General features: G+C 64.8%; 27 protein-coding genes and 1 riboswitch. Of the genes, 19 read left to right on the top strand and 8 right to left on the bottom strand.

What is annotated here, in order from left to right:
• The first annotated feature begins 100 nt into the window (after positions 1–100).
• From AC4D14_RS05470 to AC4D14_RS05450, 5 genes are all read left to right on the top strand, one after another.
• Entirely contained in the window at positions 101–1471 is a 1371-nt protein-coding gene (locus AC4D14_RS05470) for a dihydrolipoyl dehydrogenase family protein (protein WP_490900589.1), read from the top strand.
• A 129-nt stretch (positions 1472–1600) separates the two neighbouring features.
• Entirely contained in the window at positions 1601–1861 is a 261-nt protein-coding gene (locus AC4D14_RS05465; protein WP_490900588.1) for a hypothetical protein, read from the top strand.
• Positions 1862–1944: 83 nt separating this feature from the next.
• On the top strand, positions 1945–2175 hold the full coding sequence (locus AC4D14_RS05460) for a DUF6480 family protein (protein ID WP_490900587.1): 231 nt from the start codon (positions 1945–1947) through the stop codon (positions 2173–2175).
• Positions 2176–2279: 104 nt separating this feature from the next.
• The gene (locus tag AC4D14_RS05455) at positions 2280–3332 is read left to right on the top strand and encodes an iron-siderophore ABC transporter substrate-binding protein (protein ID WP_490900586.1); all 1053 of its coding nucleotides are present in this window, start codon (positions 2280–2282) and stop codon (positions 3330–3332) included.
• Between the two features lie 64 nt (positions 3333–3396).
• The gene (locus AC4D14_RS05450; protein ID WP_490900585.1) at positions 3397–3702 is read left to right on the top strand and encodes a PRC-barrel domain-containing protein; all 306 of its coding nucleotides are present in this window, start codon (positions 3397–3399) and stop codon (positions 3700–3702) included.
• A 23-nt stretch (positions 3703–3725) separates the two neighbouring features.
• Here AC4D14_RS05450 and AC4D14_RS05445 read toward each other — a convergent pair whose 3' ends face one another.
• Together AC4D14_RS05445 and AC4D14_RS05440 are read right to left on the bottom strand one after the other, a co-directional pair.
• The gene (locus AC4D14_RS05445) at positions 3726–4139 is read right to left on the bottom strand and encodes a ChaB family protein (RefSeq protein WP_490900584.1); all 414 of its coding nucleotides are present in this window, start codon (positions 4137–4139) and stop codon (positions 3726–3728) included.
• 30 nt (positions 4140–4169) lie between these two features.
• Positions 4170–5144 carry an ATP-grasp domain-containing protein gene (locus AC4D14_RS05440; RefSeq protein WP_490900583.1) on the bottom strand — a complete coding sequence of 325 codons (975 nt, stop codon included), beginning with the start codon at positions 5142–5144 and terminating at the stop codon, positions 4170–4172.
• A gap of 146 nt (positions 5145–5290) precedes the next feature.
• Between AC4D14_RS05440 and AC4D14_RS05435 the strand changes: the two genes are divergently transcribed.
• Positions 5291–6928 (top strand): ABC-F family ATP-binding cassette domain-containing protein, encoded by a 1638-nt coding sequence (locus tag AC4D14_RS05435; protein ID WP_490900582.1) that lies wholly within the window; start codon positions 5291–5293, stop codon positions 6926–6928.
• Between the two features lie 96 nt (positions 6929–7024).
• Here the strand turns inward: AC4D14_RS05435 and AC4D14_RS05430 are convergent, their stop codons facing one another.
• Positions 7025–7585 (bottom strand): AMIN-like domain-containing (lipo)protein, encoded by a 561-nt coding sequence (locus AC4D14_RS05430; RefSeq protein ID WP_490900581.1) that lies wholly within the window; start codon positions 7583–7585, stop codon positions 7025–7027.
• Between the two features lie 105 nt (positions 7586–7690).
• Between AC4D14_RS05430 and AC4D14_RS05425 the strand changes: the two genes are divergently transcribed.
• Positions 7691–8386, top strand: a complete 696-nt coding sequence (locus tag AC4D14_RS05425; protein WP_490900580.1) for an SDR family oxidoreductase — start codon at positions 7691–7693, stop codon at positions 8384–8386.
• Between the two features lie 439 nt (positions 8387–8825).
• On the opposite strand, the gene AC4D14_RS05420 is transcribed toward AC4D14_RS05425, so the two are convergent.
• The 4 genes from AC4D14_RS05420 to AC4D14_RS05405 all read right to left on the bottom strand — a co-directional run bounded on the left by AC4D14_RS05420 (position 8826) and on the right by AC4D14_RS05405 (position 12649).
• Positions 8826–9890 carry a spore photoproduct lyase family protein gene (locus AC4D14_RS05420; protein WP_490901509.1) on the bottom strand — a complete coding sequence of 355 codons (1065 nt, stop codon included), beginning with the start codon at positions 9888–9890 and terminating at the stop codon, positions 8826–8828.
• Positions 9891–10036: 146 nt separating this feature from the next.
• Positions 10037–10669, bottom strand: coding sequence for a uracil-DNA glycosylase family protein (locus AC4D14_RS05415; protein WP_490900579.1), 633 nt, complete (start codon positions 10667–10669; stop codon positions 10037–10039).
• Positions 10670–10944: 275 nt separating this feature from the next.
• Entirely contained in the window at positions 10945–11613 is a 669-nt protein-coding gene (locus AC4D14_RS05410) for an alpha/beta hydrolase (RefSeq protein WP_490900578.1), read from the bottom strand.
• 94 nt (positions 11614–11707) lie between these two features.
• Positions 11708–12649 carry a ring-cleaving dioxygenase gene (locus AC4D14_RS05405; RefSeq protein WP_490900577.1) on the bottom strand — a complete coding sequence of 314 codons (942 nt, stop codon included), beginning with the start codon at positions 12647–12649 and terminating at the stop codon, positions 11708–11710.
• A gap of 410 nt (positions 12650–13059) precedes the next feature.
• Here AC4D14_RS05405 and AC4D14_RS05400 point away from each other — a divergent pair, with 410 nt between their 5' ends.
• Both AC4D14_RS05400 and AC4D14_RS05395 read left to right on the top strand, forming a co-directional pair.
• Positions 13060–14352 carry a HipA domain-containing protein gene (locus AC4D14_RS05400; RefSeq protein ID WP_490900576.1) on the top strand — a complete coding sequence of 431 codons (1293 nt, stop codon included), beginning with the start codon at positions 13060–13062 and terminating at the stop codon, positions 14350–14352.
• A 121-nt stretch (positions 14353–14473) separates the two neighbouring features.
• A complete protein-coding gene (locus AC4D14_RS05395; protein WP_490900575.1) occupies positions 14474–14941 on the top strand; it encodes a MarR family winged helix-turn-helix transcriptional regulator in 468 nt (155 codons plus the stop codon).
• A gap of 29 nt (positions 14942–14970) precedes the next feature.
• On the opposite strand, the gene AC4D14_RS05390 is transcribed toward AC4D14_RS05395, so the two are convergent.
• Positions 14971–16470, bottom strand: a complete 1500-nt coding sequence (locus tag AC4D14_RS05390) for an MFS transporter (RefSeq protein ID WP_490900574.1) — start codon at positions 16468–16470, stop codon at positions 14971–14973.
• A gap of 323 nt (positions 16471–16793) precedes the next feature.
• On the opposite strand from AC4D14_RS05390, the gene AC4D14_RS05385 reads away from it, so the two are divergent.
• The 10 genes from AC4D14_RS05385 (at position 16794) to AC4D14_RS05340 (ending at position 26018) form a co-directional block, all read left to right on the top strand.
• The gene (locus tag AC4D14_RS05385) at positions 16794–17357 is read left to right on the top strand and encodes a dihydrofolate reductase family protein (protein WP_490900573.1); all 564 of its coding nucleotides are present in this window, start codon (positions 16794–16796) and stop codon (positions 17355–17357) included.
• A gap of 137 nt (positions 17358–17494) precedes the next feature.
• Positions 17495–17569: riboswitch (cyclic di-GMP riboswitch) on the top strand.
• 70 nt (positions 17570–17639) lie between these two features.
• Positions 17640–18842, top strand: a complete 1203-nt coding sequence (locus AC4D14_RS05380; RefSeq protein WP_490900572.1) for a glycoside hydrolase family 26 protein — start codon at positions 17640–17642, stop codon at positions 18840–18842.
• A 225-nt stretch (positions 18843–19067) separates the two neighbouring features.
• Positions 19068–19274, top strand: coding sequence for a Flp family type IVb pilin (locus AC4D14_RS05375; protein ID WP_490900571.1), 207 nt, complete (start codon positions 19068–19070; stop codon positions 19272–19274).
• Between the two features lie 87 nt (positions 19275–19361).
• Entirely contained in the window at positions 19362–19739 is a 378-nt protein-coding gene (locus AC4D14_RS05370) for a TadE/TadG family type IV pilus assembly protein (protein ID WP_490900570.1), read from the top strand.
• Positions 19727–20734: a pilus assembly protein TadG-related protein gene (locus tag AC4D14_RS05365; RefSeq protein ID WP_490900569.1), complete on the top strand. Its 1008-nt coding sequence runs from the start codon at positions 19727–19729 to the stop codon at positions 20732–20734. The genes AC4D14_RS05370 and AC4D14_RS05365 overlap by 13 nt, the downstream gene beginning before the upstream one ends.
• A gap of 8 nt (positions 20735–20742) precedes the next feature.
• Positions 20743–21477, top strand: a complete 735-nt coding sequence (gene cpaB / locus AC4D14_RS05360; protein ID WP_490900568.1) for a Flp pilus assembly protein CpaB — start codon at positions 20743–20745, stop codon at positions 21475–21477.
• Entirely contained in the window at positions 21474–22670 is a 1197-nt protein-coding gene (locus AC4D14_RS05355) for a CpaE/TadZ family protein (protein WP_490900567.1), read from the top strand. Before cpaB ends, AC4D14_RS05355 begins: the two co-directional genes overlap by 4 nt.
• Positions 22667–24169: a TadA family conjugal transfer-associated ATPase gene (locus tag AC4D14_RS05350; protein ID WP_490900566.1), complete on the top strand. Its 1503-nt coding sequence runs from the start codon at positions 22667–22669 to the stop codon at positions 24167–24169. The genes AC4D14_RS05355 and AC4D14_RS05350 overlap by 4 nt, the downstream gene beginning before the upstream one ends.
• Before the next feature lie 27 nt (positions 24170–24196).
• Positions 24197–25126, top strand: coding sequence for a type II secretion system F family protein (locus AC4D14_RS05345; RefSeq protein WP_490900565.1), 930 nt, complete (start codon positions 24197–24199; stop codon positions 25124–25126).
• Between the two features lie 7 nt (positions 25127–25133).
• Positions 25134–26018 (top strand): type II secretion system F family protein, encoded by an 885-nt coding sequence (locus tag AC4D14_RS05340; RefSeq protein WP_490900564.1) that lies wholly within the window; start codon positions 25134–25136, stop codon positions 26016–26018.
• Positions 26019–26062 lie beyond the last annotated feature (44 nt).

The following is a 26062-nucleotide window of genomic DNA, read 5'->3' as shown; positions in this document are numbered from 1 at the left end:
AGCCTACTCGCGCCGCAGCGCTCCGTCATTGCCCTTGAGCCGCGGGGTGATCCGGTAAAGGATGGGACGCATACCGGCCGGCCACCCCAGGGAGCACCGCATGGACTACACCTACGATGTGCTCGTGATTGGGGCCGGCCCGGCGGGCATGGCGGCGGCAACGCGGGCCGCGGAACTTGGGGCGCGCACGGCCGTCGTCGAGCGCGCGGCCCTTGGCGGAACCTGCGTCAACTCGGGATGTGTGCCCACCAGGGTCCTTGCGAAAACCGCGAGGCTGTTCCGCGAGGTCCGCACGGCCTACGACTACGGCATCGTTGTGGTCCAGCCTTCGGTCGACTGGGAAAAGACGGTCCAGCGCGTCCGTTCCACGGTCGACCGGGTGCTCCGGGCCAAGGGCTACGACGCGGCACTCGACCGCCTCGGCATCGACCTGCTCACGGGGCAGGCCGAGTTCACCGGGGAACACACGCTCCTTGTCGACGGCCGCGAGGTCAGCGCGGCGAAGGTCATTCTCTGCATCGGCGGCAACGCCCGCCGCCTTCCCATCCCCGGAGCCGAGCTCGCGGTACTCCCCCATGAGGTTCTCTCCCTTCCCGAACTGCCCTCCGCAGTCGCCGTCATCGGCGGTGGGCACACCGGGGCGCAGCTTGCCACGATCTTCAACGCCCTTGGCTCGGAGGTGCTCCTGCTCGACGTTGCTCCCCGGATCCTCCTCACCGAAGATGCCGATGTGGCCTCGGCGGTCACTGAGGGCTTCACCGCCCGGGGTGTCACCGTGGAGACCGGCATCGACGGCATCGACGGCCTTGCGCGCGACGGTGATGCCCTGTCGATCTCCTGGCGCAGCGGTGGAAGGCAGCAGCAGAGGGAGGTGGGCGCCGTCGTGATGGCGGCCGGCTGGCCCGCAAATCTTGAGGGGCTGAACCTTGAGGCGGCCGGGGTGGCTTCCAACGGGCGCGCGGTGCCCGTCGATGAGTACCTGCGCTCCAACGTTCCATCCATCTTCGTTGCCGGTGACGCCAACGGCTCGAGCATGCTCGTCCAGGCCGCGGTCTTCGAAGGTGAGACGGCTGCCGAGAACGCAGTTCTCGAGGCGCAGCGGACAACCCCGCATCACCTGCTGCCCGAGGGCGGGTTCACCGACCCCGACTACGCGGGAGTGGGACTTACCGAGGAAAAGGCGCGGGAGCGCGACGCTGAATGCCATGCCGTCCTCGTTCCCTACGCAGCCGCGGAACGGCCGATCATCGACGACCGGGAACAGGGGTTCCTGAAGCTGGTGATCGACAGGCACCGGGAGCTCATCCTCGGAGCCCACGCCGTCGGGGAAAACGCGGTCGAGGTGATCCAGGCCGTGGCTTCCGCAATGGCCGCCGGCACCGACCTCGCCACCCTTGCACGGGTCAAGTTCGCCTACCCCACCTACAGCGCCGTCATCGGCCAGGCTGCCCGCGCCGGACTGCATGGCTGAAGCTGTCAAACGCCATTCACATCTTGTCAACCGCACCGGATCCGCGGGTCCGACGAAGACGCGGCTGATAAAATGGGCCCACCTAAGAGTGGCAGGGGGCTCGTCCTACACCACGAATGAGGGAGAAACATGCTTGCATCCGACCGGAAATTCACAGCTACCGAGAAATCGACGAGTAAGCATCCCCAGGACTGGGGACGGGCAATGGCGGTCACCATCTGCCGGCTCGGGGAAATGGCGACACAGGCGGGCGACGAGTTTGAGCACGAAGCGCTGCTCGGGGAGGACCTTCACCTCTTTGTCGAGGAGATTGAAGACGGAGTGACAATCACGATGTCCTGGACGCCGCGGCGCGTGCCGCAACAGGACACGGCTGACAACCCCTCCTGAGGAACCGCAGCAAAAGCTAAGCAGACTTATGGTCACCGGGGTACTGTTGAATGCACTACGCAGCGACCGAACCGGAGGAAGACATGTCCGCTCAGAACCCCGATCCGGAAAAGGACAACATCACCGGCCTCGAGCCCGGCGGCGGCGTGCCTCCAGGCGAGACCCCGCCCGGCGAGGCGAGCACCACGTGGCAGCAGGGCCACTCGGAAAGCGGGCCGGCCAAGGGTTATTCCCGCATCTGGCTTGTCCTCATCGGGATTATTGTTATCCTCTTCATTCTCTTTATCGTCGGTTACATCGTGGGGCTCGTCTAACCTCGCAATAACGGCACAAAAGCATTTCGTAATGGCATTGAATTTAGGCTAGCCTTACTTCTGTTCACTCCTGAGTCCAGGATCCCCAGAAGTAAAGGACCACCATGGCCCCCTCACGCGTGCGTGCCCTCATGGCCGTCGCAGCCGCCGCAGCACTTTCCCTCACCGCATGCTCCACGGGGCCTGCAGACGGAGGGGCTGCCGCAGCCGGCGGCAATGACGCCGGTGCCGCAGACGCTTTCCCGGTCACCATCGAGCACGCCTTCGGTGAAACGACCCTCGAGGAGAAGCCCGAACGCGTCGCAACGGTGGCCTGGGTAAATGCCGACGTTTCGCTGGCCCTCGGGGTGGTTCCGGTGGGAATGCCTGCCGACTCCTACGGCGGCAACGAGAACGAGTCAACGCCGTGGAAGGACGCCAAGCTTGAGGAACTGAACGCTCCGATCGGCAGCGAGGACGCCCCGGCCCAGTACTCCGAAACGGACGGCATCGCCTTCGACGAGATCGCCGCGACTGATCCCGACGTCATCCTCGCCGCCTACTCGGGGCTCTCCCAGGAGGATTACGACACCCTTAGCGCCATCGCCCCGGTGGTCGCCCACCCCGAGGTTGCCTACGGGACCTCATGGCAGGATTCGACGCGCATCATTGGAAAGGCGCTGGGGCTGTCGGACCGGGCGGAGGATCTCGTGGCGGACACCGAATCCGCAATCACGAAGGCGGCCGCCGAATATCCGCAACTAAAGGGCAAGAGCTTCATTTACGGCACCCTCGCACCGAAGAGCGCGGAGGGAATCAGCATTTACACGGCCAATGACAACCGGCCCCGCTTCCTGTCGCAGCTTGGCATGATGCAGGCGGATGTCGTCACCGAGAACACCAAGGGCTCGGAGGAGTTCTTCATCCCCTGGTCCACGGAACGGGCGGAGGAGCTGAAGTCGGACATCTTCGTAACCTATGTGCCCGACGCCGCCACGGCGGAAGCGATTGGGAGCGATCCCCTGCTCGCTCAGATTCCTGCCGTGAAGATGGGCGCGCTCGTGGCCGACAGCGACGAAACCCTCACCCTGTCCATTTCGGCGGCCAGCCCATTGAGCCTGCCATGGGCCTTGGACAAGTTCCTTCCGCTCCTCGGCGAGGCTGCGGACAACGCCTAAGCGCCACTTCGTTGCCGTTCCCGCGCATCTAGGCTGGAATTGGAGAAAACGAAGGGAACCGATGATGGCCCAGTTGGAAATCAATGAGCTGCAGGAGGCAACGGCCTGGGACAGCGAGGGCACCAAGCTCGGCGCCGTCAACGAGGTGCATCTGGAGAAGTCTTCGGGAGCGCCGGGGTGGGTGACCGTCTCCCTGGGGCTGCTCAACACCCGCGAGCATTTCGTTCCGCTCGCCGGGTCCCGCCTTGAAGGGTCCGACCTCCATCTGGGCTGGACCCGGGACGTCATCACCGACTCCCCCGACGTAGCCAGCGATAAGGAACTTTCGGCTGACGAGGAACGGCAGCTGAGCGACTACTACGGCCTTTAACAGGGGCGCCGGGCCCGGCCGGATCACTTCCCGCGGGCCCGGCGGGACTCCCTCTCATTGGCCTTCTGGAGGGCGTCAACCAGCTCGCTTTTCGTCATAGACGAACGGCCCGGCACATCGAGCCGCTTCGCGAGTTCGTAAAGGTGGGCTTTTGAAGCGTTGGCGTCAACACCCCCGGCCGTCGCGCGGGACGTATCGGCGCCGCCTTCGGCCTGCGGGTCCGACGGGCCGTACTCCTCCTTCGGCTCCCAGTGATCGCCTACTTTCTCGTGCGTGTGCTTCAGCGCGGCGAACGCCGTCCGGTGGGCCCGCTCGCCGTCGCCGTACTGTTCCTCGGCGGACTCAAGCGTGCTCGCGAACGTATCCTGGGCGCGTTTCCCCGACCGCTGAAGCGTGCTCGGCAGTTCCTCGGCCGCGGGTTTCTTGGGCTTGGCCATGTCCTACCCTCCTTGGACTGTTTTTCCACCCTAGGCCAGGCTTGGCTCGTTGTCTCCGGCGGCAACGCCGGCGAGGTAGCGCGCCAGGGCACGCGGCGCGGAGGTCGGCGCAGAGGCCTCAACGGCCGCGTTGTAGTTGGTGTTCGTATTGACGTCGTAGGTCACAACCCGCCCGTCGACCGTCTCGATGAACTCGATCCCGCACACCTCGATGGAGTTCCTGCGCGCGAACTCCACGTACCTCTCAAGGATCGGATGGTCGAAGCCCTCCCGAAGGCTGAACAGCTGCTGGCCGGGCTCCGGTGCGATCGTTGCCCCGGGCGGCGTGATCGGCCTGCCGGTCACCGGGTCGATGGCGCAGGCGTCGGCCGGGCACAACTGGAAACCGCCCCGGGCGGTGTCCGCCTTGATCGCATAGATGAACTCTCCGCCCACGATTTCTACGCGCGTGATGAACGGCTCCGCGGCCTGGAGGAACTCCTGGACCAGGGTGATGCCGTCCTGGGGCTCCTCGAAGGCCTCCGAGTCGACGTAGGCGGCAAGCTCGGCATGTGAGTCGAACTTCCGCACGCCGAGCCCCTTGCCGCCCTGGTTGTGTTTGAGGATCAAGGGAAGCTTGAAGGTCTTCGCCGCCTCGAGGATGCGCCCGCGTCCAACCGCGGCGACGGTGCGCGGCGTCTCGATGCCGGCAGCCTTGAGGGCCGTGAGCTGGTCGACCTTGCTCATCTCAAGCTCAAGCACGCGCCGGCCATTCACGGTTCGCCGCCCGTGCGCCTCGAGCCAGGACAACACCGCCCGCGCGTAATCCTTGGACAGGGCGTGGCCGCGCGTGTGCGCCGAGGCGCTGATACGGGACCAGAAGATGCCCTCGGGCGGCACTGCCCCCAGGTCAAGGACGCCGTCGGTGAGGAGCCATTCCACCACCTCAACGCCCTCCTGTTCGAAGGCCCGGGCGAACGGCGGGAACCACTCCGGATTCTCGTGCAGGGCGTATACGGTGTTCACGTCTTGCCTCTCGAGGGGATCGCTTGGAATCCGCCCATCCTACCGGCGAGGGCACACGCCGCCGCGGAGAGCGTCGAAGCCCGCGGGCGGCCTCCCGCAGGGGCGCTCCGTCACGGCCGGCCGCTCGTTGCTTCTAAACTGGGGCAATGACTGCAACTCTCGTGGCCAAGAACCTTTCAGGCGGCCACGGTCACCGCACCCTCTTCTCCGGGCTCAACCTCACGGTGGCCCCGGGCGCCGTCGTCGGGGTGGTGGGGCCCAACGGCGCGGGGAAGTCGACCCTCCTGCGCCTGCTCGCGGGTGAAAGCGCGCCGTCGGCGGGGACCGTCAACCGCGCCCCGGGCGACGCATTCGTCGGGTGGCTCCCCCAGGAGCACGAACGCATCCAGGGTGAGACGGTGGCCGCCTACCTCGGCCGCCGCACCGGAGCCACAGCTGCCACCACCGCGATGGAGGATGCGGCTGCCGCGCTTGTCACGGGAACCAAAGCCGCCGAGGACCGCTACGCCGCCACCCTTGACCATTGGCTGGCTTCGGGTGCCGCCGACCTTGACGACCGGATTCCGGCGGTGCTCGCCGAACTGGGGCTGACCGTCGGCCCCGAGGCGGAGATGACGAGCCTTTCCGGCGGGCAGCTCGCCCGGGCGGGCCTCGCCGCGCTGCTGCTCAGCCGCTTCGACATGGTGCTCTTGGATGAGCCAACCAATGACCTTGACCTCGACGGGCTCGCGCGCCTCGAGGCGTTTGTGACGAACCTGCGCGGCGGGGTGGTGCTCGTCTCCCACGACCGCGAATTCCTGGCCCGGTGCGTGACCACCGTGGTGGAGCTGGACTCCGCCCAGAACAAGGTTTCGGTCTACGACGGCGGCTACGACGCGTACCTCGAGGAACGCGCCGTCGCACGCCGTCACGCACGGGAGGCCTACGACGAGTTCGCCGAGAAGAAGTCGGAGCTCCAGGCACGGGCAAGGACGCAGCGGGAATGGAGTTCGCAGGGCGTACGCAACGCCCTGAAGAAGAACCCTGACAACGACAAGATCCGGCGCCGGGCGAGCATGGAGTCATCGGAGAAGCAGGCCCAGAAGGTGCGCCAGATGGAGTCGCGCATTGCCCGGCTCGACGAGGTCGAAGAGCCGCGGAAGGAGTGGCAGCTGCAGTTCAGCATCGGTTCGGCTCCCCGTTCAAGCTCAGTTGTGGCAACCCTGAACCAGGCAACGGCCCGCCACGGAAGCTTCACCCTCGGGCCGGTATCGCTGCAGGTCAACGCAGGCGAACGCATCGGCATCACCGGGCCCAACGGCGCCGGCAAGTCGACCCTGCTGCGTCTTCTGCTGGGGCACGAGGCGCCGGGTTCCGGAAGTGCGTCCCTCGGCGCGAGCGTTTCGGTCGGCGAGATCGACCAGGCGCGGAGCCAGCTCGCCGAGGACGCCCCCTTGGGCGAGGCTTTCGAAAGGGCGATGCCGCAGCTGACCCAGGCGGAAGTGCGCACCCTGCTGGCGAAGTTCGGACTCAAGGCCGACCAGACGGGTGCGCTGGTGGGCGCGCTCTCCCCCGGGGAACGCACCCGCGCGGGGCTGGCCCTGCTCCAGGCGCGCGGCGTGAACCTGCTGGTGCTCGATGAGCCAACGAACCACCTGGACCTGCCCGCCATCGAGCAGCTCGAGGAGGCGCTGGAAAGCTACACGGGCGCGCTGCTCCTCGTCTCGCACGACCGCCGGATGCTTGAGAACGTTCGGCTCGACACCCGCTGGGCGGTTGACGCCGGGCAGGTCACCACGGCCTGAGGCTCAATCCGTCCGGGGCCCGGGCAGCAGCACGCCCGGGGTCCTTGGGCGCCCGGGCGTGCCGTTCGAAGTGCCGGTGTCAGCTAGGTTCCGGCGTCACCACCGGTGGGCGACGTCGATCACCACGCGGGAGCCGTTGCCCGGCCCTGCCACGGTGAAAACGCGGAACGGCAGCCGCGCCCGGACCCCGAGTCCGAAGGTGGTCGAACCTTCGAAGCTTCCCGCGTAGGCGAGTTGCCGGAAGGTCCGGTACCCGTTCACATTTACAATCTCCTTGCGGTTGGCGGGACGGTAGGTCGCCTGTCCCCTGTCGTTGTAGGCGGGGGCATGGACATCAACCTGGATGTCCGCTTGTCCGCGGAGTGGGATTACGGCGCCGGACCCGGGGGCATACACCCTCGGAACGTACGACACCCGGTAGCCGGGGGCACGTCCGGAGATGTCGACCACCATCCGGTCGAAGCACTGGTGCTGCCCTGCGCGCACGTTGGTGATTGGAGCCGTACGAGTGACCGGAGCGGTCTTGGCCTGCGAGCCCCAGGTAATGCCGCAGTAGGCGGCTGAGGCGGGGGCCGGACCGGCCAGCCCCAGCGCCGCGGTGAGGCCAAGAGCGGCCAGCGCGGCGGGAATCGTGCGGGTCCTGCGGATTTCTTTCATTCCACACCACCTTAGGGTTGCACAACTGGTGCGTCTATGTTAGGCCCGCAGAAGGCGGGCGTCTTCAATGGAGCAGGAGTTGACGCTCGATTGTTATGGTGAAGCATGACCGGACTCCCCGTTGCCCTCATTACGGGCGCCTCGCGCGGAATCGGGCGCGCCATCGCGGCCGAACTCGCCTCGACACATCACCTCTTCCTTGGCGGAAGGGACGCCTCCGCCCTGCAGGACCAGGCATCGAATTTTTCCTCGGCCGAGCCCTTTGTCGCCGAACTCCGGCACAGCGATGAAGTGGAACGGGCCTGCGCCGGGATCGAACGCCTCGACGTCCTTATCCACTCAGCCGGAATCCTCCGCGGAGGCAGGGTGGCGGATCTGGGCGGGGACGACTGGCGGGAAAGCTTCGAAGTGAACGTCTTCGCCGTCGCGGACCTGACCAAACGGCTGCTTCCCGCCCTGCGGACGGCCGGCGGGCAGGTCATTGCCATCAATTCAGGCTCCGGCTACAGCTCGGGCGCCGGCTCCGCCGCCTACAGCGGAACGAAGTTCGCCCTTCGCGCGCTCACCGACGCCCTGCGCGAGGAAGAACGCCCAAACGGGGTCAGGGTCAGCTCCATCCATCCCGGGCGCGTCGCCACGGACATGCAGCGGGAACTGCACGCGCTGGAGGGCAAGGAGTACAACCCAGCGGCGTGGATCCAGCCCGATCAGGTGGCCAAGGCCGTGCGCCTTGCGGTTGATGCGTCCCGCGAATCGACGATCGAGACGCTGAGCATCAGGCCGTCGGGAATCTCCTTCTAGGCTCCAGCCATTCCGTCCGGACCGAGCCGCGCACAGCTCAGCCCGGATGGAACGGCGGCGTCGAGGCTCAGACCGGCGGGGTGCGCCGCCCTGACTGAATACGGCTTGTCAGGCTGCGCATCGCCTGATGCCTCCGGGCCGAGAGGTCGCGGAGGAACTTGTTCGATTCGGGATTGCGCAGTGGGCTCGCAGCGCGCTGGTACCTGGACTGTCCGGGAGCGCGGGAGTTATCTGCCTGGGGCCTGGGTGTCATGGTGGGATTGTCCCCTTCGGTCGGAACGCGGGGTATGGCTGTGGTGTGAGGCGTTATATGAGGCGTTGGAAGTGGTGGGATGAGGCGTTGAAGCTGGCGCCGGCGGGCGCTCCTCGAACTCGGAAGTGTGAATTGATTGTAGGGCCGCCCGGCCGGGCCTACAAGGAAATTCGTATCGATGAGGCTTCAAAAGGCGTAGCGGATGCGGCAGTAGGGAATGGCGTGACGTGCATCCTGCAGGAAGTCGTCGAGGTAGCCCCGCTTCTCGTACGCAATGTAGCGGACGTTGGTGAACCCGTTGCTTGAACGCTTCACTTCCTGGAGGTCGGGGCGCCAGAGAATCTCCTCCGCCTGCGGGTGCCATCCAAGATTCACCTCGTGGAGCTGCTGGTTGTGGGTGAGGAAGATGACTTCCGCCGCGAGTTGGGCTTTGGCGGCGGGGGTCAGGGCCGCGTCGAGCTGGGCGAAGAGCTCGCGCCACTCCGCCCGCCAGTTGGGGGTGATGATCACCGGGGAGAAGTTGACGTGGACTTCATAGCCGGCCTCAACGAAGTCGTTGATCGCGGCGATGCGTTCGGAAACGGGGGCCGTCCGCACATCAACGGTCCGGGCGAGCCGCTCCGGCATGAGGGAAAACCGGACGCGGGTGCGGTGCTGCGGATCCCAGGACAGCAGGTCGCGGTTGACGTACTTGGTGGCGAAGGACAGCTTCGCTGTGGGAAGTTCCCGGAACAGATTCACGAGGTCTTTGACGTTGTCGCTGACCAGCGCGTCCACCGAGCAGTCGCTGTTCTCCCCGATGTCGTACACCCACGCCGAGTCATCGCACTGGTTCGGCTCGAGCTTCATGCCCTGCTTCGCGACATGACGCTCAAGGTAGGCGCTGATCTGCTCGATGTTTGCGAAGACGGTGATCGGGTTGCTGTAGCCCTTGTGCCGAGGGACGTAGCAGTAGGCGCACGCCATCGCGCATCCGTTCGCCGTGGAAGGCGCGATGAAATCGGCGGAGCGCCCGTTGGGCTTGGCCGTCAGCGACTTCTTGACCCCCACGACGAGGGCCTCGGTCTTGATCCTGACCCACCGGCGCACATTGGCTTCATCGCCATTGAGCTCCGGGATGCGCCAGTGGCTGGCAACCTCGACCACCTCGGCCTGAGGCCAACGGGCAAGGATCTCCCGACCCCGTGGGAGCTCGGCCGCGGCGGGCTCGATATAGATCCGGCTGATCTGCAGGAGCTTGTTCGGCTCGATCATGCGCTTCCTTGGCTGACGACGTCGGGTATCCAACGCTATCGCCCGCCTCCGACATTTCAGCGCGCTGCTGTGCCCTTCAACCCGAGCAGCATCAAGTAAGCCCCTGCCCAGGCGGGCGCGGGCTTCCGGACCGCCGGGGCGCGCTAGATCGTCTGGCGCTGGCGGATTCCGGCCCTGCCCATGGCATCTGTGTACGCCGCGTGGATTTCGGCGAGCCAGAGTTCCTGGTTGGCGGGGGTGCCCTTGAATGCCCGTTCGCTGGTGGAGCGGACTTCGTAGATCTTGAAGCCGCGCTTGTAGATGGCCCGGTTCTCGAGCTTCATCAGCCTGCGCGCCGCCTTGTGTGCGTCAGCGCCGTGGGCGATAAGGGCGGACGCCCTTGGCACCTGCTGGAGAAAACTGAGCAGCGGCTTCACGCCGTCGGTGATCTGCTCCATGGTGAGCGCCCGCTCCTTGCCCTCTTCGACAAACCACGGATAGGCGTTCCAGGGCATGACCTGCTCTGGACGAAGGCCCGCGGACTCATAGATTTCCGCGATCCGCACCGAAGCGGGATCTTCGTTCTCGAAGGAGACGAATCCCGACGAAAGCGAGGAGCCGGGGCTCGAGAAAAGGCTGACAATCTTGCAGCCGTCGACGTCGTGCGCCGGGTCGATATAGGGGACGGTCGAGCCGGGTTTGGAAGCGCTCAGCGAATCACACAGCCGGTTGACGTCTTCGATGTTAGGGTCGTAGCGCCGTTCCCATTGCTGCGCCCGATAGGTGGGATCCGCCATACGTTGTACCAATTCAGCCTCCTAGCGGGCAGCGCCCGGAGTGGCAACAACTTGTCCGCAGATACCCAGTTTACGCCGACCGCCGACGGGAGCCCGTTCGGGGGCCCTCCGGCCCCTGTCCGCGCGGATCCACCGAGGTAACCGGCCGGCGGTGGCAGGCCCGCAAATACGGCGTGTCGGACGGGGCGCGCCGAAGACGCCGACGCACTGCCGGCCAGCCGCGGCTCCCTCCGCTGTGGCTAAACTCTCCGCTGTAACTTTCCGGCCGCGCGGCGCTAGGCCGGCTTCTCGGTGCGCCCGGCGTCGGAGTGCTCCGCAATCCATGCGGCCGCCTGGATGATGTCCTCGGGGTTGATGCCGTGTCCGCCGGGGCTTGTGGTGCGGTGGACGGTGGCGTTGCGGGCCTTGAGGTCGGCGGTGAGGCGTTCGACGCTGGCCTGGGGGGCCATGGGGTCCGCGGCCCCGTTGTAGAGGGCGATGGCGGTGGCGGTCAGGTCGGTGTCGGGGGCGTGCCCGTCCAGGGGGTGCATGCCGGAGAAGGCCACCACCCGGTCCAGGGCCCCGGGGTGGAGCAGGGCGGTGGCCAGGGCGATGTTGGCCCCGTTGGAGAAGCCCACCGCGATGACCCTGCGTCCGGTGAGGTGGTAGGCGTCCCGGGCCCAGGTGAGGAACGCTGTGAGTTCCCCGGCGCGGGTGATGACGTCGGCGGTGTCGAACACGCCCTCGCTCAGGCGCCGGAACCACCGGTTCAGGCCGTGTTCGCGGACCGGTCCGCGGGGGGAGAGGATTCCGGCGCCGGGGGCCAGGCGCGGGGCCAGGGGCACCAGATCCTCCTCGGTGCCGCCGGTGCCGTGGAGCAGCAGCAGCACCGGGGCCCCCGGGTCGGTGCCGGGATCAAACACATGCGGCCACGGATGCCCGGATGAGGAAGGGGTTGCGGTCATGGCGGTCGTCCTTTGGGTTGGGCCCGGCCCTCACCTGCTCACAGGTGGCGGCTGCCGGGCAGCGGCCGTGCTGCCCGGCGGCGGGAGCGAGGGGTCAGGGGGAGGTGAGGGCGGGGTTGTTTTCCTCGGGCAGGTCCAGCTTGGCCACCGCGTTGGCGATCGCATCCCTGCTTGGTTCGAGCCACGGCGGCAGCTTCAGGCCACGGCCCAGTTCCAGCAGGGGCTCGTCGATGGCGAAGCCCGGGGTGTCGGTGGCGATCTCGAACAGGGTTCCGCCGGGTTCGCGGAAGTAGATCGAGGTGAAGTACTGCCGGTCAAGGATCTCGGTCACCGCATAGCCGCGCCCGACGAGTTCGGTCCTCCACACTTCCTGGGTGGCCTTATCCGGAACGCGGAAGGCAACGTGGTGCACGGTCCCACCGGCCACCAGGCCGTTCTGCACACGGGGATCCACGAGCACATCGACAACGGTGCCGGGCTCCCCCGAGCCCGTGGAGAGCCGGTAGCGGTCCTCCGACTCACCCAGCACGCTCATCCCCAAATCCTGGGTGAGGGTCTCAAGGGTTCCGGCCGGATCGTGGACCGTGAGCACCGAGGAATGCTGCCCGCGCACCGCGTACTGCGCCGGAACCGAGGCCGAATCCCACGGATCCCGCGGATCCTCAAGGGAGGAGGCCACCAGGTCGATCTGCAGCCCGTCCGGATCCCGCAGCGAAAGGCGCTCCTCTTCGGAGGAGGTTCCCGAGATCACCGAGTCCACGCCGAGGTCCTTGAAGTGCTCCTGCCACCAGCCCAGGGTGCCCTGGGGCACCGAGAAGGCCGTCGTCGTCGACTGCCCGGCCCCTACCCGGCCGCCCGGGACCCCCTTCCACGGGAAGAAGGTCAGCAGCGAGCCCGGGTTGCCCGATTCGTCCCCGTAGTACAGGTGGTAGGTTCCCGGATCATCGAAATTCACTGTCCGCTTCACCAGGCGCAGGCCAAGTCCGCGGATGTAGAAATCGATATTGCGCTGCGGGTCCCCCGCAATGGCAGTCACATGGTGCAGACCAGAAGTAGCAGCAGTCACGGCAAGCCTCCCTGAACTGGTGGAATTAAAGTTGGTTCAGTTTTCGTTCGAGCGCCGGCGGCAACCCTTCACACAACCGAAGCCGATCACCTTTCGGCTCTGCGGAAGGTGGGGTTCCTGCGGCTGTGCTGTTGCCTCGCGTGGTACGAAAGTCTAAGACTCCCGGTCCGCGGGCGGGCCTGCCCTTCGCGGAAAGGCCGTACATTACGCCAGCCGTTCCTCGGCACACCCCTGCCGTCATGTTCCCAGGCAGGTGCTGGTCAACGGCGCACGGGCAGGTGTAGAAATAATTCGGTCCCACCGGCTGCTTTCACGCCGAGGAGGCAGTTCAGTATGAGCTCGACGCTTCGACCTGAGGAACCCCACGCTGCGGAGGCCCGATGAAAGAGCTGAAAGCCTTCCATAACGGCGAGCCGATGGGAGTGCTGCGGGAGAGCGCCGGCGGCCAGAACTACTTCGAATACGACCCCGCGTGGCTGGCCAACGACGGCGCCACCCCGCTCTCGCTTGCCATGCCGCTGCAGGAGGAACCGCACGAGCATAAGGTCGTCGACCCCTACCTGTGGGGACTTCTTCCGGAGAGCAGCGACATTTTGGATCGGTGGGCGCACCAGTTCGGGGTGTCCCCCGGCAACCCGTTCGGGCTCCTGGCCCACACGGGGGGCGACCTTGCCGGAGCCGTGACATTCCAGAAGGCGGGCCCGGAGGACGCCGCCGCGGCGGGCGTTCCCGTAAGCGGTGAGGATATTGCCGGGCGCCTGCGCGTGCTTGAACAGGATCCGGCCGCCTGGCAGGATCCCGGCGGGGCAGGAAGGTTCAGCCTCGGCGGCAGATCCGGCAAGTTCGCCCTGCACCAGGACGGCGAAGGCCGGTGGTGGACACCGTCGGAGCGGATGCCCTCCACCCATATCTTCAAACCGTTTGCCTCCCCGGACGGCGAGGGCGAGGTGAACGAGCTGCTGACCCTGGGCGCCGCCCGCAGGCTGGGCCTGGCCGCGGCGCGGCCGGAAGTGATGAGCTTCGGCGAGCGACGGGCGCTGGTCATCCAGCGGTACGACCGCGTGCGCGCGGCAGACGGCACCGTGGGCAGGATCCACCAGGAGAATTTCTGCCAAAGCCTCAGCCACGATCCGGGCAGGGAACATTACCAGCACCCCGGACCGGGAACCCCGGACATCCTCAAGCACCTGACCAGGTTCTCCTCAGAACCGGAGCAGGATGTCCGGGCCTTTCTTCAAGCCCTCGCATTCACGTGGGCCATCTGGGGAATCCACACTTCCGCACGGAGTTTTTCCCTGATGCTCTCGGGCACCGAGGTGCGGCTCGCCCCGCTGTACGGCATGCGCTCCGACACCTTCCCGACGTACTCGAAGACGGGTCCGGCCAGCGACAGGGCACGGCTCTCGCTGGCCGTGGGCGGCGAGCGGCGCCCCGCCGCCATCCGGAGGATCCATTGGGAGCAGCTCGCCGAAGCCAACGGGCTGGATGCCGGGCAGGTAAGCGGCTGGGCGCGGACCATCGTCACATCGACGGCGGAAGCGTTCGAAGCGGCAATCGCCGACAACGCCCAGGCACTTGAGGGCATGCTCCAGCCCGACGCCCTGCTCCAGCATGTCCGGAAGAAAACCTCGCTGCTCGACGGCGACGACGTCTGGCCTGACGGACGCCACTGAGCCGCCCTGCGGCGTCGCGCGTTTCGTTCCCACACCCGCGCCCCGGCACCATTCATCGGCCTCCAGCGTGAACCGTTAGCACGCTAAGATATAGAGCGTCGATGAATGGAGGAAGAAGGCGATGAGCGACAACGATGACCTGCTGCTTGACCGCCAGCTCTGCTTTGCGCTGTCCGTTGCTTCCCGCAGCGTTGTGAACGCCTACCGGCCGGTGCTCGAGGAGCTCAACCTGACACACCCGCAATACCTGGTGATGCTGGCACTGTGGGAGAAGAGCCCCCGGACGGTCCGCGGACTCAGCGAGGCCCTGGCGATGGAATCGGCAACGCTTTCCCCGATGCTGAAACGGCTGGAGATGCTCGGCTTCATCACCCGGAAGCGGGTCCCCGGCAACGAGCGTGCGATGGACGTCGCCCTCACCGAGTCGGGCCGGGCCCTCCGCACGCAGGCGACGGCGGTTCCCCCGGCAATGATGGAGCGGCTGGGGATCACCCGGGAGGAGGTTGAGGTGCTGAATTCGGCGATGCACAAGCTCATTGCCGCAACCGGAAACACCCGGTTCCTCGCCTCGGGCGCCCGGTCCGCCTGACGCCCCGGGGTGTGGCCGCTGAGTCGCGCCTAGTCGTCGTCGTGCAACCCGCGGCTGGCCGCAGCGGTTCCCGCCGGCGGGCAGTCGACCGCGCAGTGGTGCAGGGTCGAGACCGCTTCATCCTTGCGCTCGATCATCACGCCGTCATTCCGAATGGTCGCGGCGGACAGGATCGCTGCGGCAACCAGGATCACCGCGCACGTCCACGCCGCCATCTGGAAACCGTCGTTGAACTCGGAGGCATCAAGGTAGGCCTCGCCGGTGATCCCCGCAAACGCCGGTATAACCGCCACAGCGATGAGCGCCGCAGCGCGCGCGACGGCGTTGTTCACCCCCGAGGCCATGCCTGCCTGCCGTTCGGGCACCGCGGAGAGCGCGGTCGACGTCAGCGGCGCGACGAGCAGGGAAAGTCCAAGACCCAGGACGATGACAGCGGGAAGCACGTCGAAAATGTACGAAGCGCCTTCACCGATGCGCAGCATCAGTACCACGGCGGCCGCACAGGTCGCCGTGCCAAGCGACATCGGGAGCCGCGGACCGATGCGGGCGCTGAGCTGGCCGGCCCGCGCCGAAAGCAGGAGCATCAGCACGGTTATCGGGAGCAGCGCCACGCCGGCGGCAAGCGGCGTATACCCGCTGACCACCTGCAGGTGGACGGCGAGCAGGAAGAACACACCCCCAAACGCGGCGTACGTCAGGAAGGTCACGGCATTGGTTGCGGAGAACTGCCTCTCCTTGAACAGAGCCAGCGGGAGCATCGGGTTGGAGGACCGCGCCTCGTTGACGAAGAAGGCCACCAGCGCGGCCACTCCCAGCAGCCCCGAGATGAGGACCGGCTGGGAGAACCAACCCTGCGCCGGGGCCTCGATGAGCGCGTAGGTCGTGCCGGCGAGGGCGAGGGCTCCGAGCGCCGCACCGCTGATGTCAAGGGATCCGGACGCGTCTTCATCCCGGGTTTCGGGCACGTGGCGGAGCGCGAGAACGACGACGACGGCAGCCAACGGCACGTTGATGAGGAAGATCCAGCGCCACGAAACACTCTGGACGAGGTAGCCGCCCAAAAACGGCCCGATGGCGGTTGCCACACCACCGAGGCCCGACCACGCTCCGACGGCGCGCCCGCGGTCGTCACGCACGAACGATGCCTGGATCATGGCGAGGCTGCCGGGCGTGAGCAGCGCCCCGCCGATCCCCTGCAGGGCACGGGCGGCGATCAGCGTTCCGACGTTCGGTGCGAGCCCGCAGAGGAGCGAGGCAGTCGCGAACCACACGACGCCTATGAGGAACACGCGCCGCCGGCCGAACCTGTCGCCCAGGGAACCGCCGAGGAGAATGAAAGCCGCGAGGGTGAGCGTGTAGGCGTTGATCGTCCACTGCAGTGCGGCGAAATCGGCCTGAAGATCCGCACCGATGGCCGGCAGGGCAATATTCACGACCGTCGCATCGATGCCCGCAAGGGCGGACCCAAGAATGGTTGCGACAAGAACCCAGCGGCCCACTGCCGAGTCAAACCGGATCTGCCCGCTCATGAGGTGTGCGCCCTGCAGGCCGGGGCAGCCCCAGCGCCCGGGGTTCCCGCCGCGGGCCGGCCCCTGCGGATCGTGGGATGCATACAGCGGGGTCTTTCAGGCATGGCTTGCTCGATTCGGGGGCGCCGCTGGGCCCTCTGCAGTGCAGCAAGCCCGGCTGGTGATTCAGGCAATATGGTCGTTCACTACACCGACCAGATGGTGATGATGCGTCAGCTTATCGAGGCCCGGCGAGGGCGAGCAACTGCACTGGTGTCATACAGTCCCGTAACACCGCCCGAAGGGTTAGTCTGAGCGCACCCGACCGAAGGGACAGGCGCGCCATGACAAGGACGATCTATCGAACCGCTACCTCTCTGAACGGCTACATCGCCGACGAAGAGGGGTCCCTCGATTGGCTCTTCGCGGTCAACCAGCCCGAACCACAGCATCAGGGCCACTTCCTGGACAGCATCGGCGTACTTGTGCAGGGAGCTGCGACCTACGAGTGGATGCTTACGGTTGAGGACATCCTCGAAAAGCCCCGCAGGTGGCGGGAGTTCCACGGGGACCGGCCGACCTTCGTCTTCACCCACCGAACCCTCCCGGCGCCGGACGGCGCTGATATCCGCTTCGTGAGCGGCAGGCCTGCCGATGTGTTCCCCGACATCGTCAAGGCCGCGGGCGAGCGGGATATCTGGGTTATGGGAGGCGGAGAACTGGCGGGACAGTTCTACGACGACGATCTGCTCACTGAGGTGCAGTTGGCGGTCGCACCGGTTGCCCTGACAGGCGGTGCCCCGCTGTTGCCGCGGAGGATCGAGTCGGACCGGTTGTCGCTGCGCGAGGTCGAGCACCTGGCGCAGTTCGCGTACCTCACCTACGACATCACGCACTGGGATCCCTGAACGGCACCCGCCGGAGGGACACGAAGCTCCTGCGTAAATCCTGCGCAATTCCTGCGGATGCCCCGAAGGTTCCTCCGGATAATGGGTAGGGCACCCACCGGTCGGCGCGCTCGCTGTACGGCCCGGGGTGTTTCCCTTCTCGACAAAGGCAAACCCGGTGCGAGCCGGTGACGCAAAGCCACGGAACCCAAGCGGTCAGCCGGGCCACCGACAGCAAAGGTCTCAGCCATGCTTCCTCTCCCTTATCCCGACCTGCCCATTTCGCCTGTTCCACGGTCTGCAATGCGCCGGATTCTTACTGCCTTGATTATTGGAATCACGGCAGTCCTGGTGGGGACCTTCGCCGTCGTCCCTCCCGCCCACGCGGCAGCCACGATCACGCTGAGCGTGTCCTCCGGTCCGGCAGGGACGCCCTTGAAGGTCACCGGAGTGGGTTTCCCCAAGCGCGCTAAGGGCATGCTCACGGCGGGCTCAGCCGTAATGGCGTTCGCCACCACCACTTCCGGGGCTTTTTCGGCGACAGTGGCCATCCCGAACGAAGGGCCAACTGTGCCCATCCGGGCAGCCGTGGGCACGACGTCGGCGTCGGCCACCTTCACCGTCACCTCGGGCAAGCCGCAGATCAGTCCCGCGCCGCTGCGCTTCGGCGTGGGGACGCCGGGTGGTCCCGCCGCCTCGGCCGAGCTGGACGAAGCCGCAATGCTTGCCGGGGAGGCGCCGTCGATCGTGCTCTCCTACAAGGACTTCCATCAGGCCCCGCCGCTCGCTGAGCTAGACGCCGTCCGCGGCCGCGGCGCGCAGACCCTGCTCACCTGGGAACCGTGGGCTTGGGGTGGAGGCATCGACCAGCCGCTGTACTCGCTCGACCGCATCACCGCCGGCGACCACGACGAATACCTGCGCCAGTGGGGCACAGCGCTGGCACAGTGGGGACACCCGGTGATGCTGCGGTTCGGCCATGAGATGAACGGCAACTGGTACCCCTGGGCCGAGGGAGTCAACGGCAACGGTGCGGGCGACTACGCCGCCGCGTGGCGCCACGTTCACGACGTCGTCGCGGCCACCGGCGCCTCGAACGTGACGTGGGTGTGGAATCCGAACGTCCCCTACACGGGATCGACGCCGCTTGAGGGGCTGTATCCGGGGGCGGGTTACGTTGACGCTGTTGCCCTCGATGGCTACAACTGGGGCACCTCGGCGGCCTGGAGCAGCTGGGTTGAGCCGTCGGCGCTGTTCGGCGACGGACTGGCGCAGCTGCGCGGCCTTGCACCGGGCAAGCAGATCCTGATTTCCGAGACAGCCTCGGCAGAAGCCGGCGGATCGAAGGCCGCCTGGAACCGCAGCCTCGTCAGCTACCTCTCCGCCCAGCCCGATGTGACGGCGATGGTCTGGTTCAACTACAACAAGGAAACCGACTGGCGCATCAACAGCAGCGCTTCCTCGGCGACCGCCCTGGCGGAGGCCCTCGCCGCCCGTCCGAAGTAGGCGCGGCGCTCAAGCAAGCGCCGGACCGCTCCGGACGCTCACTAACGGTCAAAACGCAGTTTTTGCGCACCTTCAGACCCACGAAACGCCGGTAAATCGAAGTGTTCCCGCAGGATTTGAATTTTTTGTGGTATCGGCGGGTTTCGCTTGTTACATTCCTAGTGACACAACTGCAACACCAGCAACAAACGTCACACCAGCCGTCCTTCCACATCAGGAGTACTCATGACTCACCTTTTTGCATCACTTCAGACCCTTGGCTTCACCGTCAAGAACCGCCTCAGCCGCGAAGAATCCGGCGCCACCGCCGTTGAGTACGGGATCATGGTCGGCCTCATCGCCGTCGCCATCATCGTCATTGTTGGCACTCTCGGCGATCAGCTCGCGGCGCTCTTCACCGGCGTCTCCGGTCAGCTCCCCGCGGCTCCGTAAGCTCCTCAACTTGAAGGAATGGTGGTGGCTAATGCCTCCACCATTCCTTCATTTTCGGACCAGTCCGCACGATGAAAGGGTTACCGGGTGAGCAGATTACAAGAACGCGGCGCTGTCGCGGTTGAATTTGCCCTGCTCCTGCCCGTCCTTCTCCTGATACTCATGGGCATCATCGAATTCGGCCGCGCCTATAACACCCAAATCGTTCTGACCCAAGCTGCTCGTGAAGCGGTTCGCGTCATGGCCATTTCAAATGTTCGAGCAGATGCCGTGAATGCTGCCACTAATGCAGACCCAAATCTCAGGCCTGGAATCGCTGCAACGAATGTTACGGTCCTCCCGCTAACAGGCTGCGCCACCGGCGCAACAGCGAGAGTGGAAATCACCTACACCTTGGACACCATCACCGGAATCGCCGGACCGTTTGCCTTGACCGGAGAAGGAGTCATGCTGTGCGGCGGCTAGATGCACCAGGGAAGTCGGAGCGGGGTGCAGTCAGCGTCATGCTGGCCCTCCTGATGGTTGTCCTACTGGGTTTCGCCGCCATTGTCATTGACGTAGGCCTCCTCTATGCAGAGCGGGCCCAACTTCAGAACAGTGCTGACGCCGGCGCACTGGCCGTGGCGCAGAAGTGCGCGCTTAACGCAAGTGCCGCTGATTGTTCAACTGCTTCTCCAATTGCAAATCGACTGGCGAACGACAATGCACCAGATGGCCAAACCAACGTGCGACAGATCGCGCTCAACCGTTCCGACGGCAGAGTAAGGGTGACCACCAGCGCCGAGGAACTAGGCGCCCCCGACAATAGCGTTTCGCTTTTGTTCGCCAACGTCCTCGGAATTCCCTCGGCCGAAGTCGGAGCGCGCGCCAGCGCCCGCTGGGGCGGGCCGACAAGGGGCCCCGCCCCGTTTCCCGCCACAGTGTCTCGCTGTCAGGTCGAGGACCGCATCGACGGCGCGCGCCAACTCCTCCGACTCCATGGAAGCGACCGAGGAGTGGATCCAGAAAAGTGCCCGTCACGCACCCCATCGGGTGCCGACGTTCCGGGCGGTTTCGGCTGGCTGGATCAGGAGCCAGGCGAATGCGGTGCGGAGATCAACGGCAACCTTGCTCAGGGAAATCCCGGCCTTTCGGCCCCCAGTATCTGTTCGACCCTCCTGGACGAATGGGAAGCGGACATCAGGGCGGGGACCCCTCCAGTGGTCCTCCTTCCTGTTTATATCGCAGCAGACCTCACCGGCAGTCGCTCGACATACACCATCGGAAGCTTTGCGGCCTTCAGAGTGGATGGGTGGAGTTTTCCCGGGGAAACTTTCAGAAACACGGGAACACCGAGGTGCACTGGCGATTGCAGAGGGATTATCGGAACTTTCGTCAGATACGTTTCACTGGATGAGGGATATACCATCGGACCCCCGAGTGAATATGGCGCAAACATCGTTCAAATGACAATCGACTAGGAGTATCGGTGAAGTCACGCTTAGTGGGTGGGACGGTTGCCGTGGTTCTAGCGCTCATCGGTGTTGTCCTCGTTTTTTCGTACGCTCAGAACGCGGACGCGCGCGCCATGAAGGACCTTGAACCGATCCAGGTCCTGGTAGTGCAGGAAGCGGCACCGGCCGGCACTCCCGTTGAGGATCTGACCGAGCTAGTCGCCGTTGAATCACAACCCTCCAACGCGGTGCCGGACTCGGCAATCTCAAGCCTGAGTGATCTCAAGGCGCAGGAGGGCAAGGTCACTGTGGTCGATCTGGTTCCGGGTGAGCAACTGCTCGCGGAACGGCTGGTTGATCCTGTGGAACTGCAGACTCCAGGTTCGGTGCCGGTGCCAGCGGGCCTCCAAGAGGTGACCTTCGGACTCGACGTCCAGCGGGTAGTTGGTGGCAGGATCACAGCAGGTGACACAGTCGGCATCTACCTGTCCTTTGAACCCGAAGAAGCGCCCCAGGTCACCCAGCGTGGCTTCCACAAGGTGCTCGTGACCGGGGTCCAGCGCGCAAAGAAGGTTTCCGAAGAATCCGAGGACGAGGAAGGGCAGGAGTTTACCGAAGGCGCCCAACTCATCACCGTTGCCGTGGATGACGCGCAGGCGGCAAAAATCATCTTTACCGCCGAATTCGGTTCTATCTGGCTCACGAAGGAGCCGGCGGAAGCCAAGGAAAGCCCCCGTGAGCCTGTCCGCTTCCCGGAGGTGCTCCAGTGAGCCGGTTCATCCTTATCTCCCCAGACATCGAATTCGACCGGTTACTGCGTGCTGCCGTGCAGGGCGGGCTCCAAGGCGACGTGATGACGTTCGCCACCTCCGCGCTGCCGGAGGATCCTCAGCAGCTTTTCGCGGAGCTGACGCGGCACCCCGAAGTCTTGGTCCTCGGTCCCGGGGTCGCGCCGGATGACGCCCTGAGGCTGTCCACGATCTTCGACATTCAGCACCCTGAAATCAGCGTCATCCTCGTCGGTGATTTCGATCCCGAACTGGTGATCCACGCAATGCGCGCCGGCATTCGGGACGTACTCAGCCCGGCGGCGGACGCGGCGCAGATCCGAGTTGTCCTCGAACGTGCCTGCCAGGCATATGCGACCCGGCAGCGTACCTACCACTCGGCACCGCAGGAGTCTCAGGACAAGGGAATGGTCATCGGGGTCTTTTCCCCAAAGGGTGGGGTAGGCAAGACCACGGTCGCCACGAACATCGCCGTCGGCCTTGGAAAACTGGCTCCGATGAGCGTGGTGATCGTTGACCTCGATCTGCAGTTTGGCGACGTTGCATCAGGGCTGTACTTGGAGCCGGAGCACACCGTCACAGACGCCGTTTCCCCTTCCGCGAGCGCGGACACGCTCGTACTCAAGGCTTTCCTCACAGTGCACCCGGCCGGCATCTACGCCCTGTGCGCCCCAAAAAACCCTGCGGAAGCCGACGGTGTTTCCGCCGCCCAAATCACACACCTCCTTGACCAGCTCGCCGCGACCTTCCAGTACGTAGTGGTAGACACCGCGCCAGGGCTGCTTGATCTCGGACTCGCTGCGATGGAACGCTGCACCGATGTTGTATGGGTGACCGGCATGGACATTCCCAGCGTGAGGGGGCTGCGCTCAGGGCTCGACGTCCTCAAGCAGCTGGATATCCTCCCCGAAACCCGACACGTTGTCCTCAACATGGCCGATTCAAAAGCCGGATTGTCAGTTCAGGACGTCGAAGCGACGATCGGTGCTCCGGTCGATGTGAGCATTCCCCGCTCCAGGGCTGTCGCCTACTCGACCAACCGCGGCATCCCTGTCCTTCAGGAATCACGGAAGGACGGCGCAGTGAAAGGCATGGTTCAACTGGTACAGCGGTTCGATCCGGTGTGGCGGGCAAAAACCCAGCGAAAAATCCACCGAAGGGTTGTTGTCCGATGAACCTTGCCGAACGCCTCAATGCCGCCCAGCAAAAGAACCAGCCGGCGGAGGAGCGTGCCCGGCAAGCCGACAATCACCAATCCATTTCCCTGAAGCCCTCTGCTGCGGCGCCCGCCCTGCCCGCACCTGCCAAAGGCGAAGAACCGGCACCAGTGTTCGCTACCCCGAAACTTGGATTGGACAGGTCAACAAAGCCGCGGGTCCAGCAGCCGGTTGATGCACTCGCGGGGTTGAAGCAGCGCGCGGCGACGGCCTTGTTTGAGCGGATGGGGGGCCGGTTCAGCGACTCCAGCGTTTCCGAGCAGGAGCTCCGTGCGGCTGCCCGAGATGAGCTGACCAAAGTCATCGACGCCGAGCAGGTACCGTTGTCGCCCGACGAACGGACCCGCCTCATCCGCGATGTGGCCGACGACGTCCTCGGGTACGGCCCCCTTCAGCGGCTCCTCGACGACCCCGATGTCACAGAGATCATGGTCAACCGAATGGACCAGATTTACGTTGAGCGAAAAGGGAAGCTGACGCTCACCCACTCCCGGTTCAGCTCCGAGGACCACTTGCGGAAGGTCATTGAACGCATCGTCTCGAAGGTGGGCCGACGTATCGATGAGTCATCACCGCTCGTTGACGCCCGCCTCGAAGACGGCTCGCGCGTGAATGCCGTCATCCCGCCCTTGGCCGTGGGCGGATCCTCGCTCACCATCCGAAAGTTCAGCAAGGTTCCCCTTACTGTCCAAAACCTGATCGACTTTGGAACCCTCACGCCCGAAATGGCCGAACTACTTAATGCCTGCGTTAAGGCAAAGCTAAACATCATTGTTTCGGGCGGCACGGGAACCGGCAAAACCACCCTGTTGAACGTCCTGTCCTCCTTCCTGCCCGACGATGACCGGATAGTCACCATTGAAGACGCGGTCGAACTGCAGATCCAGCAGGAACACGTGGTTCGACTCGAAAGCCGCCCGCCTAATACTGAAGGGAAGGGCGAAGTCACGATTCGCGAACTGCTGCGCAATTCCCTGCGCATGCGCCCCGACCGAATCGTTGTCGGCGAGGTACGAGGAGGTGAATCCCTCGATATGCTCCAGGCAATGAACACCGGGCACGACGGTTCCCTCTCGACCGTCCACTCCAATTCACCGCGTGATGCAATCGCCCGTCTCGAAACTCTGGTCCTCATGGCAGGCATGGACCTGCCACTGCGTGCAATCCGGGAACAAATTGCCTCTGCCGTTCATCTGATTATTCAGATCTCGCGGCTCCGTGACGGCACCCGACGTATTACGCACGTCACCGAAGTGCAGGGAATGGAAGGTGACATCGTCACGCTCCAGGACGCCTTCGTCTTTGACTTCGCCGCGGGAGTTGACGAACGTGGGCGGTTCCGGGGTGCTCCAATCCCCACAGGGATTCGCCCACGGTTCATCGACCGTTTCGAGGACATGGGAATCCACGTTTCCCCTCGGGTCTTTGCCGGAAGAGACGCCCCCGGTGTGCGCTAAAAGCGTTGAGATCAAAAGGAGGCACATATGGAACTGCTGATTGGCGCGTTCCTTGTTATCACCGCGCTCCTGCTCGTCCTCGGAGTTGTACTCAAGCCTCAGCCGGATGTTCCGCTTGACCGCAGACGTCCGTACAAGACCGAATCGTCCTCCTCTTTCTCGCGTTTTGCGGGGACCGCCACAGACCTGGTCGACCGGTACCTCGCACAACACACGGTAAGGCTCTACAACAGGGAAGCACTTGAAAACGCCGGAATTCGACTCAGTCAGACGGACTTCCTCGTCCTTGTCGCATCGGCAGCCTTGGCCGCAGCAGTCATCGGGGTTGTGGTCGGTGGCCCCCTTCTAGGAATTCTCCTGTTCATGGTCGTGCCGGTCACAGGCCAGCTCTTTATTGGCCGTTCAACCGCGAAACGACGCCAGAAGTTCGACCAGCAACTCGGCGACACGCTTCAACTGCTGACTGGCGGCCTGCGTGCCGGTCACAGCATCCTTCGGGCTATAGATGCCGCCGCCACCGAATCTGCCGCACCAACCTCCGAGGAGATGCGCCGGGTGGTCACCGAAACCAGTCTCGGCCGTGACCTGCTTGCCTCACTCAATGACACAGCGGCGCGAATGCGCAGCGATGACTTCGTGTGGATAGCGCAGGCCATCCAGATCAACCGCGAGGTGGGCGGAAACCTTGCTGAGGTGCTCGACCAGGTCAGCGAAACCATCCGCGAGCGCGGCGAGATCAAGGGTCAGATTAAGTCACTAGCTGCCGAGGGGAAATTTTCCGCCTACATTCTCATCGCAATGCCATTCGGAATTGTTGTGATGCTTCTGGTTGCGAGCCCGGGATACATGGATCCACTTTTTCAGCACCCCATTGGTTGGGGGCTGATCGGCCTGTCGGCGGTGTTCATGACAATAGGGTCGCTGTGGCTGCGCAAGATGATCGACCTGAAATTTTGAGGACGCAATGGACACGCTAATGCTGACGGGGATGCTCCTCACTGCGCTTCCGCTGGGTTACCTTGGCTGGATTTGGGCGACATCAGACGGAAAGACAAGAGCAGCGATTCAAGTAAATCTGAACCGCGGAGCGGACGATGATGGGCGTGTTGCCAGTTCCGATGGTGGAGCATTTGCGGCGCTCGGGCGGCGGCTCACACCCGACGGTTATGTTGCCCGGTTGGATAGGCTACTCGCCCTTGCTGGGCGCCCGGCATCCATGCCGCTTTCACGCCTGCTGGCTGCAAAACCGGCACTCGCCGTGGGAGGAGCACTGCTTGGCTTTTATCTTTTGAGCGTCGGCTCAAACTCCCTCATGAAACTGACAGGCCTCGCCATCTTTGGAGTGTCCTACTTCATCCCGGACCTGCTCCTCATCAGCAATGGACAAAAGCGCCAGCAGCAGATCCAGATGGAACTCGCCAACACGCTCGACCAGATGCTCATCTCTGTCGAGGCCGGTCTCGGGTTCGAGGGTGCAATGGCCCGGGCCGGCGAGAACGGAAAAGGACCGCTAGCCGAGGAAATCGTCCGCACGCTGCAGGACATGCAGGTGGGCCGCTCGCGCCGTGAGTCCTACCTCGCACTCACCGAGCGAACGAACGTTCCAGAACTGCGCAGTTTCGTCCAGGCCGTGGTGCAGGCAGACGCGTACGGAATTGCGATCAGCCAAGTGCTGCGCATCCAGGCAAAGGTGATGCGCGTAAAGCGGCGGCAGCGGGCGGAAGAGAAGGCAATGAAGCTCCCAGTTATGGTGCTCTTCCCGCTCCTCTTCTTCATCTTTCCGGTGCTGTTCATCGCGATCCTGGGTCCAGCTGGTATCAACGCCTTCATGACCTTTAGCGGCGAATAAGCCCAGGTTTCGCGCAGGAAATGCCCAGAGTTCCCAAAACCTGA

It is taken from the genome of Arthrobacter sp. TJ-254 (assembly GCF_058269175.1).
The sequence above is the reverse complement of the archived record's forward strand: the minus strand, read 5'-3'. Positions and strand labels throughout refer to the sequence as shown.

Coding starts and splice junctions, on each gene's coding strand:
- AC4D14_RS05340 (WP_490900564.1), top strand. CDS start 25,134: ATGGACACGCTAATGCTGACGGGGATGCTCCTCACTGCGCTTCCGCTG.
- AC4D14_RS05385 (WP_490900573.1), top strand. CDS start 16,794: ATGACAAGGACGATCTATCGAACCGCTACCTCTCTGAACGGCTACATC.
- AC4D14_RS05430 (WP_490900581.1), bottom strand. CDS start 7,585: ATGAAAGAAATCCGCAGGACCCGCACGATTCCCGCCGCGCTGGCCGCT.
- AC4D14_RS05455 (WP_490900586.1), top strand. CDS start 2,280: ATGGCCCCCTCACGCGTGCGTGCCCTCATGGCCGTCGCAGCCGCCGCA.
- AC4D14_RS05400 (WP_490900576.1), top strand. CDS start 13,060: ATGAAAGAGCTGAAAGCCTTCCATAACGGCGAGCCGATGGGAGTGCTG.
- AC4D14_RS05425 (WP_490900580.1), top strand. CDS start 7,691: ATGACCGGACTCCCCGTTGCCCTCATTACGGGCGCCTCGCGCGGAATC.
- AC4D14_RS05435 (WP_490900582.1), top strand. CDS start 5,291: ATGACTGCAACTCTCGTGGCCAAGAACCTTTCAGGCGGCCACGGTCAC.
- AC4D14_RS05445 (WP_490900584.1), bottom strand. CDS start 4,139: ATGGCCAAGCCCAAGAAACCCGCGGCCGAGGAACTGCCGAGCACGCTT.
- AC4D14_RS05375 (WP_490900571.1), top strand. CDS start 19,068: ATGACTCACCTTTTTGCATCACTTCAGACCCTTGGCTTCACCGTCAAG.
- AC4D14_RS05410 (WP_490900578.1), bottom strand. CDS start 11,613: ATGACCGCAACCCCTTCCTCATCCGGGCATCCGTGGCCGCATGTGTTT.
- AC4D14_RS05395 (WP_490900575.1), top strand. CDS start 14,474: ATGAGCGACAACGATGACCTGCTGCTTGACCGCCAGCTCTGCTTTGCG.
- AC4D14_RS05460 (WP_490900587.1), top strand. CDS start 1,945: ATGTCCGCTCAGAACCCCGATCCGGAAAAGGACAACATCACCGGCCTC.
- AC4D14_RS05380 (WP_490900572.1), top strand. CDS start 17,640: ATGCGCCGGATTCTTACTGCCTTGATTATTGGAATCACGGCAGTCCTG.
- AC4D14_RS05390 (WP_490900574.1), bottom strand. CDS start 16,470: ATGAGCGGGCAGATCCGGTTTGACTCGGCAGTGGGCCGCTGGGTTCTT.
- AC4D14_RS05465 (WP_490900588.1), top strand. CDS start 1,601: ATGCTTGCATCCGACCGGAAATTCACAGCTACCGAGAAATCGACGAGT.
- AC4D14_RS05350 (WP_490900566.1), top strand. CDS start 22,667: ATGAACCTTGCCGAACGCCTCAATGCCGCCCAGCAAAAGAACCAGCCG.
- AC4D14_RS05470 (WP_490900589.1), top strand. CDS start 101: ATGGACTACACCTACGATGTGCTCGTGATTGGGGCCGGCCCGGCGGGC.
- AC4D14_RS05450 (WP_490900585.1), top strand. CDS start 3,397: ATGGCCCAGTTGGAAATCAATGAGCTGCAGGAGGCAACGGCCTGGGAC.
- AC4D14_RS05345 (WP_490900565.1), top strand. CDS start 24,197: ATGGAACTGCTGATTGGCGCGTTCCTTGTTATCACCGCGCTCCTGCTC.
- AC4D14_RS05415 (WP_490900579.1), bottom strand. CDS start 10,669: ATGGCGGATCCCACCTATCGGGCGCAGCAATGGGAACGGCGCTACGAC.